The following is a 16,902-nucleotide window of genomic DNA, read 5'->3' on the forward strand; positions in this document are numbered from 1 at the left end:
CAACACACCGGGCCCATGGCTTTCGACACCGACGAGATCGAACGGTACGCGCGCCATCTCGTCCTCACCGAAATCGGGGGGCCGGGACAGGCGAAGCTGAAGGCGGCGCGGGTTCTCGTGGTCGGCGCCGGGGGCCTCGGCGCGCCCCTCATCCAGTATCTCGCGGCGGCGGGCGTCGGCACGATCGGCATCGCCGACGACGACACCGTGTCCCTGTCGAACCTGCAGCGGCAGGTGATCCACGGGACGCCGGATCTCGGCCGCCCCAAGATTGAGAGCGCGGCCGATGCCGTGCGTCGGCTCAACCCGCATGTGACCGTCGAGGGACATGCCCTGCGTCTGGACGCGGAGAACGCGGCCGACCTCATCGCCCGCTACGACGTGGTGGCCGACGGGTCCGACAATTTCGCCACCCGCTACGGCGTATCGGATGCCTGCTATCAGGCCCGCCGGCCCCTCGTGACGGCGGCCCTCGGCCGGTTCGACGGCACGCTCACCACGATCCGCGCCCATGAGACGGGATCGGACGAGCGCCCGAATCCGACCTATCGCTGCCTGTTTCCGAGCCCGCCGCCGCCGGGCACCGTGCCGCCTTGCGCCGAGGCCGGCGTGCTCGGCGCCCTCGCGGGGGTCATGGGCTCGCTCATGGCGATGGAAGTGATCCGCGCCGTGACCGGCTTTGGTGAGCCCCTGGTCGGCCGTCTGCTGATGGTCGATGCCCGCTCGATGCGCTTCGAGACGCTGCATTACGGCTGGGACGCGGATAATCCCCTGAGCGGCACCGCGCACGGCTGAACGCCGAAGCCCAAGGCTTCTGCCCCGTTTCGCGCCTTCCGCGAACGAACTTCGCCCCATCGTGCCTTAACTTTGGCAGCACATTCTCGCCGGCGACTCCTATAGTCTTGGGGTGATCGACACCTCGACACACAGGAGCGGACGATGACCGGCATTCCAGTGATGAAGATCAAAGCCTCATGTTGTCGCTGCGTGCATTCGCAGGAGGAGAACCGCTTTTCGAGACAGCCACGATACGAGGCAGAGCATCATGCAGCCCCATGAGTTCACCCCGCCCACGTTAGACCCCGCCAACCTGCGCTACGAGCGCGCCGCCCTGGCCAATGCCTTCGAGGACGGGCTGATGCCCGACGAGGTGCAGCAGATTCTAGCCGGTCGTCGAATCGCCGAGGCATTCCCAGTGCGCTGGGGCGAGAGCCCCGAGGCCTATGCCTCCCGCGCCGTGTCGGAAATGTTCGTCTCCTACCTCCAGTAGGCCCGGTGAGGGATGCGCATCTCCATGGCTACTCTCATCTCGCCTCGGCTCCGCCCGGCATGGGGGGCCGCCCTCGGCCTCGCGCTGGCGCTCGCCATCCCTCACCCCACGAACGGAGGGAATATCGTCGCGTCGCCCACCGCCTCCGACGATGCGGAGGTGCCGGCCCGGCTTGATCTCGCCTCCGGCGACCGGGAGCTGCGTCTCACGGGCGATTTCACCGAGGGCCTGTCGGATCGTGTCACCGCTACGCTCGCCGCCCACCCGCAGGTGGAGCGCCTGATCCTCGACAGCGACGGCGGGCTCGTCGAGGAGGCCATCGCCGTCGGGCAGATCGTGCGGAACAGGGGGCTCGCCACCCATGTCCCGGATGCCTGCGCCTCGGCCTGCACCCTCGTGTTCCTCCAGGGGCGTTCGCGGACCCTGGGCCCCGAGGGGCGGCTCGGCTTCCACGCGCCCTACGCCGAGGGGGAGGACGGCGCCAAGCGTGCCGTCGACCCGGCGCCGGAGCGGGCGGCCTACCGCGCGGCGGGACTGCCGGATGCCTTCGTGGCGGAGGTGATGCGCGTCGCCCCCTCCGATCTCTGGATCCCGGACCAGGGACAATTGCGCGCAGCCGGCGTCGTCACCGGCCTCGCACCGGACAGGACGGTCCGCGCCGTCGCGTCGGCCGATCAATATCCAAGATTAAATGCCGTTTCGAACAAGTTTATATCCCCCACATCGAAATAATCCCATGATGTATCCCGGCCGAGGATCCACTCGGATGGACTTGACCTGAACCGCTCCCGGCAGCGCGATGGACCGCCGCCGGGACTGCCCCCATCCGCCCCAATCCATGTTAAAGCCGCGCCGATCCGGCGGAATCCAAGCCCCGCCGGGTGGTCGCGTGAAGGGCGGCGGAGACTTGACGGATTACAACGATGGCCGCCGCTTCGAAGCGGAGTTCTCCCGCATTGCCGCGAGTTCCGATCCATTCGTGTCGGCCGTCCGGGCGACGCGGATGCCGATGGTGATCACCGACCCGCACCAGCCGGACAACCCCATCGTCTTCGTCAACGCCGCCTTCGCCAAGCTCACCGGCTACAGCGAGAGCGAGATCGTCGGCCAGAATTGCCGATTCCTGCAGGGGCCGGAAACCGACCAGGCGGATGTCCTCAAGATCCGGGAGGCCATCGCGCAGCGCGTGCCGATCGAGATCGACCTCCTGAACCACAAGAAGAGCGGGGAGGTCTTCTGGAACCGCCTCCTCATCTCGCCGGTCTTCGGGCGGGACGGCGAGCTCACCTATTTCTTCGCCTCGCAGTTCGACGTGACCCTGGAGCGCGACAAGTTCGCCCGCGTCCAGCGCGACCGCGACGCCCTCGAAGTAGAGGTAGAGCGCCGCACCAGCGACCTGATGCGCAGCGAGGAACGCCTCCGCTTCATCCTGAAGGCGGGCCGCCTCGGCTCGTGGACCCTCGACCTCGCCGAAAAGCGCCTGATGGCCTCGGACGGGTGCAAGGTGAATTTCGGCCGCCCCCTCGACCGGCCCTTCACCTACGAGGAGCTGCTCGACACCGTCCTGCCGGAGGACCGCGCCCGGATGCAGGCGGCGGTGCGCGCCTGCGTCGAGACCGGCGCGGATTACGACATCGAGTACCGGGTCCGCTGGTCCAACGGCGAGGTGCGCTGGGTCCAGATCCGCGGGCAGACCTTCTTTTCCGCCGAGGGCGAGCCGCTCACCATGGCGGGCGTCAGCATCGACGTGACCGACAGGAAGCGCGCCGAGGAGCACCGCGCGCTGCTGGCCGACGAATTGAACCATCGCGTGAAGAACTCGATGGCGACGATGCAATCCATCGCGCACCAGACCCTGCGCAACGCCGCCTCCCTGGAGGACGCCCAGAAGACGCTCGACGCGCGGCTGCAATCGCTCTCGCTCGCCCACAACGTGCTCACCCGGGTGAGCTGGGTCGGGGCGCCCCTGGCCGATGTGGTCGAGGCCGCGTTGCAGGCGTTCCGGGGCGGGGCGGAGCAGCGGTTCCACATCGCGGGGCCGGAGGTGTGGCTCACGCCGCGCCTGACGCTCGCCCTCTCCATGGCCCTGCACGAGCTCGCCACCAACGCCGTCAAGTACGGCGCCCTCTCCACGGACCGGGGGAGTGTGACCCTCACATGGGAGGTCGAGGGCGAGCGGCCGGCGCAGCTGCGCCTGCGCTGGGAGGAGGCCGGCGGGCCGCCGGTCGTGGCCCCCGCGCGCAGCGGCTTCGGCTCGCGGCTGATCGAGCGGGCGCTCGCCGCCGAGGTGGGCGGCTCGGCCTCCATCGACTACGCGCGCGACGGCGTGGTCTTTACCCTGGAAGCGCCGCTGCCGGAGCGCATCCCCTCGGCCGCCAACCCCCACTCGGGCTGACGAGCGGGGCGCCCTATATCCCGGCCTTGTTCCCCGAGGCCGCACCCATGGACAAGTTCGTCTACTACCTCGTCACGCTGGTCGAATCCGTGCTCGGCGTGTTCGGCGTACGGGCGCTCTACGAGCAGCCGCGCTACGCCGTGGTCCAGCACCTGGACCGGGGCGTCGAGATCCGCGCCTACGAGGGCCGCTTGGCCGTCGAGACGGATTCGCGCGGCCAGGGCGACGGCGAGGCCTTCGGGCGGCTGTTCCGCTACATCACGGGGGCGAACCGCACGGGTGGGATGATCGCCATGACCGCGCCCGTCGAGGCCGGCGGGCAGCGGATCGCGATGACGGTGCCCGTGGAGCAGGGCGCGGGGGGCACCATGCGCTTCTTCCTGCCCCGCGCGGTGGCCGAGGCCGGCGCACCGGAGCCGACCGAGACAGGCGTGCGCCTCGTGCAGGTCCCGCCGGAACGGATCGCCGCCCTGCGCTTCACCGGGAGCCTGTCACCGGAGGCGCGGAGTAGCCACGAGCGGACCCTGACGGAGGTCCTGGCGGCTTCCAATCAGAAGTTGCAGAGCCCGCCGTTCTTCATGGGCTACGACCCGCCGTTCTCGATCCCGTTCCTGCGCCGGAATGAAGTGGCGGCCCGCCTCACTTCGCCGTGAAGTTGTAACTTGGTGAGGCGAAATGGTGCCTAACCAATCCGAAGTCATGCGATCATCCAGACTTCGTAACGTGAGTTGCGTTCCTGTTCGAGCGAGAATGCTCGACTTGCGGACGTAGAAAAACCACTCCGTATGGCGGCATCTTAACTTCAACGATTAACGCGTCCCCCATACTTTCCTGCAAGAACGCCTGCCGGGTTCGCAGGTTGGGATGGCGGCGGGATGGTGGGTGGCGAAGGAGCAGCGCGGCCCCGTCGCCTGTCCACGATCGGCAGGGGGGTCGTGCGTCTCCGTGCCCTGGCGCGGAACCGCCGGGGCGGCGTCGTGCTCACCTTCGCCCTCGCGTCGCCGGTCCTGTTCGGCCTCATCGGCGGCGGCATCGACTATGCCCGGCTCGTGGCCCGGCGCTCGCAGTTGCAGAACGCCGTGGATGCCGGCGCCCTCGCCGGGGGCAACGCCTTGAAGCTCGCCTCCTCGAACGCCGCCTCGGTGAGGGGCGTCACCGAGCAGATCATCGTCACCAACGCGCCGACCCCGCCGAACACCCCGCTGGCGATCACCGTCACCGTGGCGGACGACAAGACCAGCGTCTTCGCCCGCGCCGAGGACCACGTCTCCCTGACCTTCGGCCGCTTCATCGGGCTGAATAACCAGACCGTGGCGGCCCAGGCCAAGGTCACGATCGTGGGCAAGATGCGCCTGTGCATGCTCACCCTCGATCCTAGCGCGCCAGGCGCCTTCAACCTTCAGAAGAATGCGCAGGTCACAGCCACCAGCTGCTCGCTCTACTCGGATTCCGAGAACCAGACGGGCATGGTCGGCGGCGACAATTCCATGGCGCGGGCCGACACGATCTGCTCGGCCGGCGGCTATGTCGGCCTGCGGGCGAACTTCTCGCCACCGCCGCAGACCGGCTGCCCGTCCATCGCCGATCCGCTGAAGGACAGGCCGGCGCCCTCGGTCGGATCCTGCCCGAGCAACCTCGTCGCCAACGTGCTGACGCCGCTGGTCGGCGGGCTGCGCATCACCACGAACACGACCCTCGAACCGGGCACGTATTGCGGCGGGGTCTACGTGATGGGCAACGCCCAGGTCACGCTGAAGCCCGGCATCTACGTCTTCATGAACGGGCCTCTGCTCGTCACCAACACCGCCTCCTTCAGCGGGACGGATGTCGGGCTCTACTTCACGGGCAGCAACTCCGGCCTCCTGTTCAACAAGGGCACGACGATCAGCCTGACGGCGCCGACGAGCGGCGTGATGGCGGGCCTCCTGATGATGGAGGACCGCAATGCCGGCAGCATCCTCGATCCGGCGTCCCTTCTGAACGCGATGCGGCCCTCGGACACCGTCTCGCTGACCCCGGCGGCCATGGGCGCGACGCAGCCGATGCGGATCTACCGCATCATCTCGGACAACGCCCGCACCATGCTGGGCACGATCTACCTGCCGGCGGGGCGGGTGGTGATCGACGCGAGCCGGCCCGTCGCCGACCACTCCGCCTACACCGTCGTCGTGGCGCGGCAGGTCAACCTCTACGAGGGGCCGAACCTCTATCTGAACGCGAACTACGAAGGCACCAGCGTGCCCGTGCCGAAGGGCGTCGGCCCCTTGAACGGAAGGGTGGTGCTCTCGCAATGACGCTCGCGCTCATCATCGACGATTCCGAGATGAACAACCTGCTGATGGTGCAGGCGCTGAAGCCCGTAGCCGGCTGCGAGCCCGTGGCTTTCACCTGCCCGAAGGCCGGGCTCGCCTTCCTGCGGGAGAATGTCGAGCGGATCGGCGTCGTCGTCACCGATTACGACATGCCCGAGATGACCGGCCTCGACGTGATCGCGGCCGCGCGGGAGGTGCCCGGCTTCGCGCATGTCCCCATCGTCATGGTCACGAGCATGGACCAGCGCAGCCTGCGCCATCAGGCCCTGCGCGCCGGGGCGACCGATTTTCTCGGCAAGCCCTGCGACCCGGTGGAGATCCAGGCGCGGATCACCAACCTGATGAAAATCAGCGCCGCCCACCGCCAGGAGCAGGACCGCGCCGCGTGGCTCGCCCGCGAGGTGGCGGCCGCCGTGGCGGTGATCGAGGACCGGGAGCGGGAGATCATCGCCCTGCTCATGCGCGCCGCCGAGCACCGCGACACCGACACGGGCGACCACATCGCCCGCGTGTCGTCCTATGTCGGCATCATCGCCCGCAACCTCGGCTTCGATCCGGTGCAACTGCGGGTTCTGAAGCTCGCCTCGACCATGCACGATGTCGGCAAGATCGGCGTGCCGGATTCGATCCTGCTGAAGGAAGGCCCGCTCTCCGCCGAGGAGCGCGCCGAGATGGAGAAGCATGCCGAGCGCGGGCGCCGCATTCTCGACGGCAGCCAATCCGAGATCGTGCGGCTCGCCGCCGAGATCGCCGAGAGCCACCACGAACGCTGGGACGGCACCGGCTATCCGCGGGGGCTGACGGGGGAGGCGATCCCCCTCAGCGGCCGCATCGTGGCGGTGGCGGACGTGTTCGACGCCCTGGTCTCCGAGCGCCCCTACAAGAAGGCATGGCCGCTGGAGCGGGCGCGGGCCTTCATCGCCGAGCAGGCCGGGCTGCATTTCGATCCGCTCTGCGTCGAGGCCTTCCTCGCTGGCTGGGGCGAGGTGGAGCAGACCTGGGCCCAGGCCGCCTGACGCCGACGAACGGGAGCGCGTCGTGAAGCACGCATGGTTGAGGCCGGGCCGCTCCGTGGCGGGCCGGATCGCCCTGGTCGTCACGGGCGCGGTGACGGCGGCCCTGATCCTCGCCGCGACCCTGTCGGTCTGGCGGGAGATCGACCGCTACACCGAAGAGCAGCGGGCGCATCTCGACACGATCGCGCAGGTCTTCGCCCATGGCAGCGCGCAGGCCGCCGCCGTCGGCGACCGGAATGCCCTGAACGCCACGCTCCGGGCGATCGGCAAGGTCGAGCAGGTCGTCTACGGCGCCGTCATCGCCTCGGACGGCACGGTCCTCGGCGAGCAGGGCCTCGCGCTACGCCTGGACAGCGACGCCGCCCTCGACGGCAAGCCGGCCTCGATGTGGAGCATCGTCGGCACCTACAATCTGCGCGGCGAGGCGGCGATCAGGGAGAACGGCGCCGAGATCGGCCGCGTGGTGCTCATCCGCAAGACCAAGTTCCTCACCGACCGGGTGGCGGAGGCCGCCCTGAATGCCGCCCTGGCGGCGCTGCTCGCCGTCGCCATCGGCATCGGCGTGTCCCTGCAATTGCAGCGCAACGTCATGCGACCCCTGGCGCTGCTGGCCGGGACCATGGATGCGGTTCGCCTGCGCCACGATTACACCCGCCGCGCCCCCGTGACGGGCGACGACGAGGTCGGCCGGCTGGCACGGACCTTCAACGACCTGCTCTCGGCCGTGAACGAGCGCGACGACCGGCTCGCCGCCCACAGCGCCCACCTCGAACGGGAGGTCGAGGCCCGCACCGCCGACCTCAGCGAGGCCAAGCACGCGGCCGAGACCGCCAACGCCGCGAAATCCACCTTCCTGGCCACGATGAGCCACGAGATCCGCACGCCGATGAACGGCGTCCTCGTGATGGCGGAACTGCTGGCGGGTTCCGATCTGCCGCCGCGCCAGCGCCGCTACGCCGACGTCATCGCCCGCTCGGGCAAGTCGCTTCTGGCGATCATCAACGACATCCTCGATTTCGCGAAGGTCGAAGCCGGCAAGCTCGATCTCGAAAGCGTGCCGGTGAGCCCGGCCGAGGTGGCGGACACGGTCGTCACGCTGTTCGCCGAGCGCGCCCGTTCGGCCGGTCTCGGCCTGACGGCGCAGATCGCGCCGGAGGTGCCGCCAGCCTTCCTCGGCGATCCGGTGCGCCTCGGGCAGGTGGCGAGCAACTTCGTCTCGAACGCCCTGAAGTTCACGGCGGCGGGCGAAGTGTCCCTGCGCATGGCGATCAACCCGGCCGACGGCTTCCTCGTCCTCTCCGTCACGGACACCGGCATCGGCATCCCGCAGGACAAGCGCGGCGCGATCTTTTCGGCCTTCTCCCAGGCCGATCAATCCACCACCCGGCGCTTCGGCGGCACGGGGCTCGGCCTGTCCATCGCGCAGCGCATCGTGGAGGCGATGGGCGGCAGCGTCGGTGTCGAGAGCGAGGTCGGCGTGGGCTCGACCTTCTTCGCGCGCTGGCCCATCGAGGCGGTGGAGCCCGTCCCCATGGCCGCGAGCCAGCCGGCCACGGCCCTGCCGCGCTTCCCTCATGCCCGCGTGCTCGTGGCCGACGACAGCGCGGTGAACCGCGAGGTCGCGGTGGAAGCCCTGTCCCGCTGCGGAGTCACCGCCGTTGTGACCGTGGAGGACGGGCTCGCGGCGAGCGAGGCGGCGGCGGCGAGCCCGTTCGACATCATCCTGATGGACGGCAGCATGCCGGTGATGGACGGCTTCACGGCCTCCAAGACCATCCGCCGGCACGAGGCGCGGACGGGTGCCCGTCGCATGCCGATCATCGCGCTCACCGCCCATGTGCTGGCTGATGCCGCCGAGGCGGCGCGGGATGCCGACATGGACGGGATCCTGCCCAAGCCCTTCACCTTGGCGCAGCTTGCGCACCTGCTCCAACAGCATGTCACGGGCGAAGCGCCGTCCGTCGCCATCGCCGCGCCCGCCCCGCAGGCGGACCCGGACGCCCTCCTCGATGCCGAGGTCATCGAGGGCCTGTTGAGCCTCGGGGACGGTGCCTTCCTCGCCCGCGTCGTGGACCTCTACCGGGCGCAGGCGCCCGTCGCCCTGTCGGCCCTGCGGGAGGCCATCGCGGCGACGGATCAGCCGGCCATCGCGAAGGCGGCGCACAGCCTGAAATCCATGAGCGCCAATATCGGCGCGCTCGTCCTCGTCGGGCGCTTGAAGCCCATCGAAAGCGCGGCGCGGGACGGCGCCTCCACCGCCACGCAGGGCGATTGTGACGCCCTGGATTCCCTGCTCGGAGCCACCATCCTCCTCCTCGACCGGCAGGCGGCGGAGAGCCGGGCGGCGGCGTAGAGGGTGCCATGGATCGAGTCCCCAGCCGGCGCGACATCGGCGCGGCGGCTCTTGCCGCGAGCCTCCTCGCGGCGCAGCCGGTGAGGGCGCAGGCGCGGCCCATCCGCATCGCCATGCTGCTCTATCCCGGCATGACGGCCCTCGATGTCGTCGGGCCGCAGGAGCTTCTGGCCGGGCTTGCCCCGGGGAGCCTGAGCCTCGTCGCGCGGGCGAAGGGGCCGGTGGCCAGCGACACCGGGCTCGCCCTGGTGGCCGATACGGATTTCGACGGCTGTCCGAGGGACCTCGACGTGCTGTTCGTGCCCGGCGGCGACGGCACGCCCGCGCAGATGCGCGACGCCGCGACCCTCGCCTTCCTGCGCGACCGCGCCGCCCGCGCCGCATGGGTGACGAGCGTCTGCACCGGCTCGCTGATCCTCGGCGCGGCGGGGCTGCTCCGCGGCTACCGGGCCACCAGCCATTGGTCCGTCCGGGACCGGGTGCTCCCGCTGCTCGGCGCCACCCCGGTGGCCGAGCGAGTCGTGTTCGACCGCAACCGCGTGACGGCGGCGGGCATCTCGGCCGGGCTCGATTTCGCCCTGGCGCTGTCGGCCCGGTTGCGGGGCGACGACTACGCCCGCACGGCACAGCTCGTGGCCGAGTATGGGCCGCAGCCGCCCTTCACGGCCGGAAGCCCGGCATCGGCGGGCCCGGCGATCACGGAAGAGGCCAAGGCGATCCTGCGCGACCTCGTCGCCGGCTCCCTCGCGGCGGCCAAGGCCCGGTGACGCGCCGTCGCGGGTTCTGGCCAGACGCGACGGATCGTTTACATTCCCTCCCGATCCGCATTGCGCCCCACACGACCGGGAGTCCTGCCATGCCCTCGTCCCCCCTCGGAACGGTCCAGCGCCGTCAGGCGCTCATGCTCGTCGGCGCCGCGATGGCGGGGGGCCTCGGCCGCGCCCAGGCCGGCGAGACGCGCGCCGGGGCCTTCTCCTTCGAGAAGCCGGAGGGCGGCGTGCTTCCCCTCTCGGATTACGCCGACAAGCCGATCCTCGTGGTCAACACCGCCACCGCCTGCGGCTATGCCGGCCAGTTCGTGGGCCTGCAGGGCCTCTGGACCCGGTTCGGCGCGCGCGGGCTGATGGTCATCGCCGTGCCCTCTCCGGATTTCGGCAATCAGGAACCCCTCGACGGGCTCGCCATCGCGGAGGCCGCCCGCAAGAACCACGGCGTGACCTTCCCCGTCGTCGCGAAGGTGCATGTGAAGGGCCCGGCGGCCCATCCGTTCTACCGCTGGGCGGCGACCGAGAAGCCCGGCTCCTCGCCCGGCTGGAACTTCCACAAGTATCTCGTCGCCCGCGACGGCACGCTGCTCGCCGCGTTCCCGCACACGATCGACCCGACCGACCCGCGCATCATCACGGCCATCGCCAGCCAATTGCCGGCGGCCTGATCGCGGACACGACGAAAGCCTCCGCCCGCAGCATGACTGCGGTTGAGGCTTCTTCGACGTCAGATTTTCAGAAAAGAGGTGGCTGGGGGACCTGGATTCGAACCAGGACTAGAGGAGTCAGAGTCCACCGTTCTACCGTTAAACTATCCCCCAATGAGCCATTGTGGCGGCTCAGTCTCCCGTTCCCATGAGCGAACGAGAGAGGTGCCCGGGCGTTGCCGTCGGGATGCCGTCAGATAGGGGGAAAGGCCGGACGGGTCAACTGGCCCGGCTAGCCTTTCTGCTATCGGCCCATGCTGGCCCACAGGAGTGCCAGGATCGCCGCGCCGATGAGGTTGTAGGCGGCCGCCCACAGCCAGACGCCCTTGAACACCCTGGTCGGGAGACGCGGCCGGTGCGCGCCCGTCCGGTGCCGGTGGCGATCCTCCGGCGTCGGCCAGATCGCGCCCTCCTGTCCCTTGAGGTGCCGCGTCAGGCTGTCGGGCAGGCGGGGCTCGTCCGGATCGGGCCGTTCCATCCTTGTGCCTCCCGCCCTCGTCCTATCCCGGTCCGCGTCGGCGCAGGCGCCCGCTCAGCGCCACCTTGCGGAAGGCCCCCGCCACCTGCTCGGCGGAATAGGGTTTGCGCACCAGATCGAACCCGTGATCGTCCTCGCGGGCCAGCACGTCGCTGTAGCCGGAGGTGAGGATCACCGGCAGGTCCGGGTGGCTCGCCCGCAGGCGCTTGGCGAGTTCGATCCCGCCCATGCCCGGCATCACCACGTCGGAGAACACCGCCTCGAACCGGAACGGCACCCGCTCGATCTCCTCCAGTGCCTCCTCGGCGTTGTGCGCCCAGACGGTGGAGTGGCCGAAATCCTCCAGGATCTGGGTGCAGAAGCGCCCGACCTCGAGGTTGTCCTCCACCACCAAGACGCAGAGGCTGCGATCCTCCGGCTCCGGAGTGTCTGCGACCCCCTCCGGTTGCGGGTGCGCGGACGCCTCCGCCTCCGGCAGGTAGAGGGTGAAGACCGTGCCCTGGCCGAGCGCGCTCGTCACGTCCACGTCGCCGCCCGATTGCTTGGCGAAGCCGATCACCTGGCTCAGGCCCAGCCCCGTCCCCCGGCCGACCTCCTTCGTGGTGAAGAACGGCTCGAAGATGCGGGAGAGATGCTCCTGCGGGATGCCGCAGCCCTCATCCACCACGGAGACGGCGACGAAGGGGCCGGGCGCCCCGGCATGGCCGCGGATCGCCGGCAGGTATTGGCCGCGCCCGATGCGGATCACCATCTCGCCCTCGCCGCGCATGGCGTCTCGGGCGTTCACGGCCATGTTGACGAGGGCCGTCTCGAACTGGCTCGCATCGGCGCGGACGTAGCAGCGCGAGTCGGGCTGCTCGGTGCGTACTTGGATGCGGGCGCCCGTGACGGAATTGAGCATGTCCGCGACCTCGTCGAGGCGCGCGCCGACATCGAACACCTCGGGCTTCAGCGCCTGCCGCCGGGCGAAGGCGAGGAGCTGCCCGGTGAGCTTGGCGGCCCGGTCCACCGTCTCGGACATCGCGTCCATATAGCGGACGCGCCGCTCCTCCGGCAGGTTCGGCCGGCGGAGGAAGTCGACCGACGAGCGGATGATGGTCAGCAGGTTGTTGAAGTCGTGGGCGACGCCGCCGGTCAATTGGCCGACCGCCTCCATCTTCTGCGCCTGCCGAAGGGCGTCCTCGGCATTGGCCAGGGCCTCGGCCTGCTCCTTCATCACGGTGACGTCGCGCACCGTGGAATAGATCTTCCCGTCCTTGGAGACGGCGTTCCACGAGAGCCAGCGGTAGCTGCCGTCGCGGTGGCTGTAGCGGTTTTCGAAGGCGAGCTGCGCCGCGCCGCGCGCGAGGCCCCGTGCGGCGTTGCGCGTCGTCTCCTTGTCGTCCGGGTGGACGAAATCGAGGAAGGGGCGGGCGGTCAGTTCCTCGGCGGACCAGCCCAGCGTCGCCGCCCAGGCGGGGTTGAGGCTGACGATGTAGCCCTCGAAATTGGCGACGCAGAGCAGGTCGGTCGAGGCCTTCCAGATCTGGTCACGCTCGGCGGTGCGCTCCGCGACCTGCTGTTCCAGCGTCGCGTTGAGGTCGCGCAGCGCCTGCTCGGCCGCGCGCAGTTCCGCGACGTCGGTGTTCGTGGCGAACCACCGCTCGATGGAGCCGTCCGCGTTACGGATCGGCACCATCCGCGTGAGGAAGGGGCGGAACGTCCCGTCCCGGCCGCGCAGGGGAAAGGTCATCTCGAACGGCTCCCCCGTCGCGAGGGAGCGGTTCCAGCGGCTCAGCACCTCCGGCAGGATCGCCGGGTCGTGCGCGATGGTCCAGCCCCACCCGAGGAGGGAGCCCGGCTCCGCGCCTGTGTAGTCGTACCAGCGGCGGCTACACCAATGGACGTGCCCGTCCGCCCGGCTCATCCAGCACAGGATCGGGATGTTGTCGGCCAGGACCTCGAACTCGAAGGCCTGCTCGCGCAGGGCCGCGCGCACCCGGTCGCGCTCCTGCACGAGGGTGCGGCGCTCATCGAGGTCGATCAGGACGCCGGGGAAGGCGAGGGGCTTGCCGTCCGGCGCGCAATCGACCCGGCCGTTGGCCTCCAGCCAGTAGTAGTTCCCGTCGGCGCGGCGGACGCGATACTGGTGCGCGTAGCTGCCGCCCCGCGCGATGGCCTCCTCGATGGCTTCGGCGAGGGCCGGCTTGTCGTCGGGATGAACGGTGTCGATCACCTGCGCGAGGCTCAGGCCGGTGCGGCCCAAGGCCGGGTCGAGCCCGAAGCTGCGGGCGAAGCCCTCGTCCACGGTGAAGCGGTCGGCGCTCAGGTCCCAGAACCACGTCCCGATGATCGCCCCCGCCGAGAGGGCGATCTGGATACGGTCGGCATTCTCCCGCGCCAGGGCCTCGCTCGCCCGTAGACGCTCCTGCTGCGCCACGCGGGCGGTGATGTCGCGGTAGAACAGGGCGAGCCCGTCGCCCACCGGATAGGCGCGGATGTCGATCCAGGTGATGCGCCCGTCCCCGGCCGGGGCGGCGTGCTCCATCGTGAACGGCTTCCCGTCGCTGAGCGCCTTGCGGTAGGCCGCTTCGAGGACGGGGTCGGCGTCCGGATAGGCCTCGCGGTAGGGTCGCCCGACGATCTCGTCGGGGCCGCGCCCGTCCATGCGCAGGCCCTCGGCGTTGATATCCGCGATCGTCATGTCGCGGCCGAGGAGGGCGAAGGCCTCGCCCATGTTGTCGAGCACGTCGTGCGCCCGGTCGCGCTCGGCGCGCAGGGCATCCTCGAAGTCGCGCTGGCGGCGCTCCGCCTTCACGCGCTCCGTGGTCTCGTTGGTGAGGATGAACAGGCCGGCGATCTGCCCGTCCGCGTCGAGGATGCGCGAGTACGAGAAGCTCCACCACGTCATCGCGTCGCCGCGATCCGTGTCGAGGGTCCAGGGCAGGTCGTTGAAGCGCGTGGAGCGTCCGGCGAAGGCGTCGTCGATGATCGGCTTCGCCTGATCCCAGCCGTCCGCCCAGACCTTGTCGAACCGCTCGCCCATCGCCCAGGGCAGGCGCGGCCCGAGCAGCGGGAAATAGGTCTCGTTGAAGAAGAAGATGAGGTCCCGCCCCCAGGCGAGGATCATGCTCTCGGGCGAATTGAGCACGAGGCTGAGCGCCGTGCGCAGTTCCGGCGGCCAGGTTTCAGGGGCCCCGAGGGGGTGGCCGGTCCAATCCCGCTCGCGGATCAACCGCGTGGCCTCGCCGCCCCCGGCGAGGAAGGCGAGGGGATCAGACAACGGATTCGTCCCGCGCGGACGGCATCCACACCGGCGGATAGACGGATCCTGGTATCGTGAGCCGCATAGGGGGGCCTATGACCAAGGCCGGAGCCGCGCGCAAGGGCGCGAAAGCCTCACACGCAGGCCGCGAATGCGACCAGCGGCTTCGCGCCTCAGGAGATACCGAGGAAGCGGATCAGCGCAAGGCTGATCGCGACCAGAACCACGAGGGAGCCCGTCACCGCCAGCGTCACCCGGCCGCCGACGCGGGCGAGGACGCGGACATCCACGCCGAGCCCGAGGGCAGCCATCGAGAGCACGGTGAGGAAGCCCGCGAACTGGGTCAGCGGCTTCACCGCCGCATCCGGGATGAGACCGAGGGAGCGCAGGGAGGCGAGGACGAGGAAGCCGAGGATGAACCACGGCACCAGCTTGGTGAAGCCGAGCCGCCCGCCCTTGCGCGGCAGCGCGCCGCCATCCTCGGCGGGCAGGCGCGGGGCGATGAGCGAGAAGGCGACGACCACCGGGCCGAGCATCAGCACGCGCACCAGCTTCACCAGGGTGCCGACCTGGGTGGCGAGCAGGCTCACCGGCACGGTGGCGGCCAGCACCTGCGGCACCGCGTAGACGGTGAGGCCGGCGAGCACGCCGTACTGGTTGTCGCTCATGCCGGCGAGCGGCACGAAGAGCGGCAGGCCGAGAACCATCAGCACGCCGAGCACGGCGGTGAAGGCGATGGAGGCGGCGATGTCCTTCGGCTCGGCGCCGATCACCGGGGCCACGGCGGCGATGGCCGAGTTGCCGCAGATGGCGTTGCCGCAGGCGACGAGGATCGCCATCCGCGCGGGCAGGCCGAGGAGCCGGCAGATGCCGTAGCTGGCGGTGATGCCGATGGCGACGGTGCCGACGATGCCGGCGATCAGCGCCGGGCCGGAGGCGAGGATCGCCCCGAGGCTCAGCGAGGCGCCGAGCAGGGTGACGGCCACTTCCAGCAATTGCTTGGCCGAGAAGGCGATGCCGGTGCGGAAGCGCGCGCCGGGCGTCCAGACCGTGCGCACGGCGATGCCGAGGAGGATCGCGAGGACCAGGGCCTCGACGTAGGGATGGGAGAAGATCCTTTCCTCGATCGTCTGCCCCGACACGGCGATGAGGGTGATGGCGAGGCATACCCCGATGCCGGGAAGGATCGAGGGGGACCGGACGGCCTCGCCCCGCGCGGGCGCCTGTGAGGATGCTTGCGAACTCACGATCTGCCTTCCCAGCCCCCGGAAAAGAAAATGTTCGTCGGGCGCCCGCTGGAGAGAAGGACACTCTCTCAAGCGCCGCAAGTTCGGAATACGCCTCCATTGCACGAAAGGGGTCCGAGCGCGACATTTCCCAACATGCGCAACACGTCCGCCATGGCGACTTCCTCTCAGGCCGAGACCGCCTTCGACCCGTTCGGTGAGCCCGTCACCGAGGGCGTCGCGTCCGCATGCACGAGCAATGCCGGCGACCGGACCGCGCGGCGGATCGGCGGGGCGGTGTTCTGGAGCCTCGCCCTCGCGATCCTCGCGGGTCGCGTCTACGCCTACGACCTGCCGGTGTCGCAGACCGTCGTGGCCTACGCGACGCAGCTGGTCTCGATCCACTAAGCGCGCTTTTCCGGTCAACGCCGCGCGCGATGCCGTAAGGCTGTCGCGAGCCAGCGGTGAGCCATGTGCAATCTCTATAGTCTCGGGCGGCAGGGTCCCGCAGCCCTGCGCGCGTATTTCGGCGCCGAGCGCGATGAGACCGGCAACATGCCGGAACTGCCCGCGATCTTCCCCGACCAGATGGCGCCGGTCGTCGTGGCGGGGGAGGGGGGCCGCACCCTCACGATGATGCGGTGGGGCATTCCCGGCCCGAAGGCATTCGGTGAACGGCCCGTCACGAACGTGCGCAACGTGGCCTCGCCGCATTGGCGGCCCTGGCTGAAGCCGGCCTATCGTTGCCTCGTGCCCGTGACCGCCTTCTCGGAATACGCCGACACCAAGCCGCGCAAGACGCCCGTCTGGTTCGCTCTCAACGAGGAACGCCCGCCCTTCGCCTTCGCCGGCATCTGGCGCCCCTGGACGGGGGTGCGCGGCACAAAGGCCGAGAACCCCGACCGGGTGGAGGAGGAGCACCGGCTCTTCTCCTTCCTCACCACCGAGGCGAACGGCGTCGTCGGCCCGGTGCATCCGAAGGCGATGCCGGTCCTGCTGACGAAGCCGGAGGAATGGGCGGCCTGGCTCGAAGCGCCGACCGCCGAGGCGATGACGCTTCAGCGTCCGCTGCCCGACGACGAGATGGTCGAGGTGGCGAGGGGTGCGCGCAAGGACCCCTGATCTGCGAGATCA

Annotated in this window: 15 protein-coding genes and 1 tRNA gene; 12 read left to right on the forward strand and 4 right to left on the reverse strand. The window is 69.9% G+C overall.

Annotated elements, in window-relative coordinates; genetic code table 11:
* Positions 1–15 precede the first annotated feature (15 nt).
* The 10 genes from ACXJ1Y_RS01615 (at position 16) to ACXJ1Y_RS01660 (ending at position 10,781) form a co-directional block, all read left to right on the forward strand.
* On the forward strand, positions 16–795 hold the full coding sequence (locus ACXJ1Y_RS01615) for a HesA/MoeB/ThiF family protein (protein ID WP_463848448.1): 780 nt from the start codon (positions 16–18) through the stop codon (positions 793–795).
* Positions 796–1,045: 250 nt separating this feature from the next.
* Positions 1,046–1,270: a hypothetical protein gene (locus tag ACXJ1Y_RS01620; RefSeq protein WP_463848449.1), complete on the forward strand. Its 225-nt coding sequence runs from the start codon at positions 1,046–1,048 to the stop codon at positions 1,268–1,270.
* 24 nt (positions 1,271–1,294) lie between these two features.
* Positions 1,295–2,002 (forward strand): COG3904 family protein, encoded by a 708-nt coding sequence (locus tag ACXJ1Y_RS01625; RefSeq protein ID WP_463848450.1) that lies wholly within the window; start codon positions 1,295–1,297, stop codon positions 2,000–2,002.
* Between the two features lie 175 nt (positions 2,003–2,177).
* Complete coding sequence (locus ACXJ1Y_RS01630) at positions 2,178–3,665, forward strand: HWE histidine kinase domain-containing protein (protein WP_463848451.1); 1,488 nt, start codon at positions 2,178–2,180, stop codon at positions 3,663–3,665.
* A gap of 47 nt (positions 3,666–3,712) precedes the next feature.
* Positions 3,713–4,318, forward strand: coding sequence for an SOUL family heme-binding protein (locus ACXJ1Y_RS01635; RefSeq protein ID WP_463848452.1), 606 nt, complete (start codon positions 3,713–3,715; stop codon positions 4,316–4,318).
* Positions 4,319–4,600: 282 nt separating this feature from the next.
* On the forward strand, positions 4,601–5,959 hold the full coding sequence (locus tag ACXJ1Y_RS01640; RefSeq protein WP_463848453.1) for a TadE/TadG family type IV pilus assembly protein: 1,359 nt from the start codon (positions 4,601–4,603) through the stop codon (positions 5,957–5,959).
* Positions 5,956–6,993, forward strand: a complete 1,038-nt coding sequence (locus ACXJ1Y_RS01645) for an HD domain-containing phosphohydrolase (RefSeq protein ID WP_463848454.1) — start codon at positions 5,956–5,958, stop codon at positions 6,991–6,993. Before ACXJ1Y_RS01640 ends, ACXJ1Y_RS01645 begins: the two co-directional genes overlap by 4 nt.
* Before the next feature lie 22 nt (positions 6,994–7,015).
* Positions 7,016–9,346 (forward strand): ATP-binding protein, encoded by a 2,331-nt coding sequence (locus ACXJ1Y_RS01650; RefSeq protein WP_463848455.1) that lies wholly within the window; start codon positions 7,016–7,018, stop codon positions 9,344–9,346.
* 8 nt (positions 9,347–9,354) lie between these two features.
* On the forward strand, positions 9,355–10,113 hold the full coding sequence (locus ACXJ1Y_RS01655; RefSeq protein ID WP_463848456.1) for a DJ-1/PfpI family protein: 759 nt from the start codon (positions 9,355–9,357) through the stop codon (positions 10,111–10,113).
* Between the two features lie 89 nt (positions 10,114–10,202).
* On the forward strand, positions 10,203–10,781 hold the full coding sequence (locus tag ACXJ1Y_RS01660) for a glutathione peroxidase (protein ID WP_463848457.1): 579 nt from the start codon (positions 10,203–10,205) through the stop codon (positions 10,779–10,781).
* A 79-nt stretch (positions 10,782–10,860) separates the two neighbouring features.
* Here ACXJ1Y_RS01660 and ACXJ1Y_RS01665 read toward each other — a convergent pair.
* The 4 genes from ACXJ1Y_RS01665 to ACXJ1Y_RS01680 all read right to left on the reverse strand — a co-directional run bounded on the left by ACXJ1Y_RS01665 (position 10,861) and on the right by ACXJ1Y_RS01680 (position 15,789).
* Positions 10,861–10,934: transfer RNA gene (locus tag ACXJ1Y_RS01665), tRNA-Gln, on the reverse strand.
* A gap of 130 nt (positions 10,935–11,064) precedes the next feature.
* Positions 11,065–11,298: a hypothetical protein gene (locus ACXJ1Y_RS01670; protein ID WP_463848458.1), complete on the reverse strand. Its 234-nt coding sequence runs from the start codon at positions 11,296–11,298 to the stop codon at positions 11,065–11,067.
* Between the two features lie 22 nt (positions 11,299–11,320).
* Positions 11,321–14,560 (reverse strand): PAS domain-containing protein, encoded by a 3,240-nt coding sequence (locus ACXJ1Y_RS01675; protein ID WP_463848459.1) that lies wholly within the window; start codon positions 14,558–14,560, stop codon positions 11,321–11,323.
* Positions 14,561–14,715: 155 nt separating this feature from the next.
* The gene (locus ACXJ1Y_RS01680) at positions 14,716–15,789 is read right to left on the reverse strand and encodes a YeiH family protein (RefSeq protein WP_463848460.1); all 1,074 of its coding nucleotides are present in this window, start codon (positions 15,787–15,789) and stop codon (positions 14,716–14,718) included.
* Positions 15,790–15,924: 135 nt separating this feature from the next.
* On the opposite strand from ACXJ1Y_RS01680, the gene ACXJ1Y_RS01685 reads away from it, so the two are divergent.
* Together ACXJ1Y_RS01685 and ACXJ1Y_RS01690 are read left to right on the forward strand one after the other, a co-directional pair.
* Entirely contained in the window at positions 15,925–16,176 is a 252-nt protein-coding gene (locus ACXJ1Y_RS01685) for a hypothetical protein (protein WP_463848461.1), read from the forward strand.
* A gap of 63 nt (positions 16,177–16,239) precedes the next feature.
* A complete protein-coding gene (locus tag ACXJ1Y_RS01690) occupies positions 16,240–16,890 on the forward strand; it encodes an SOS response-associated peptidase (protein ID WP_463848462.1) in 651 nt (216 codons plus the stop codon).
* The last annotated feature ends 12 nt before the right edge of the window (positions 16,891–16,902 follow it).

This window comes from Methylobacterium sp. TK26, from assembly GCF_055361565.1.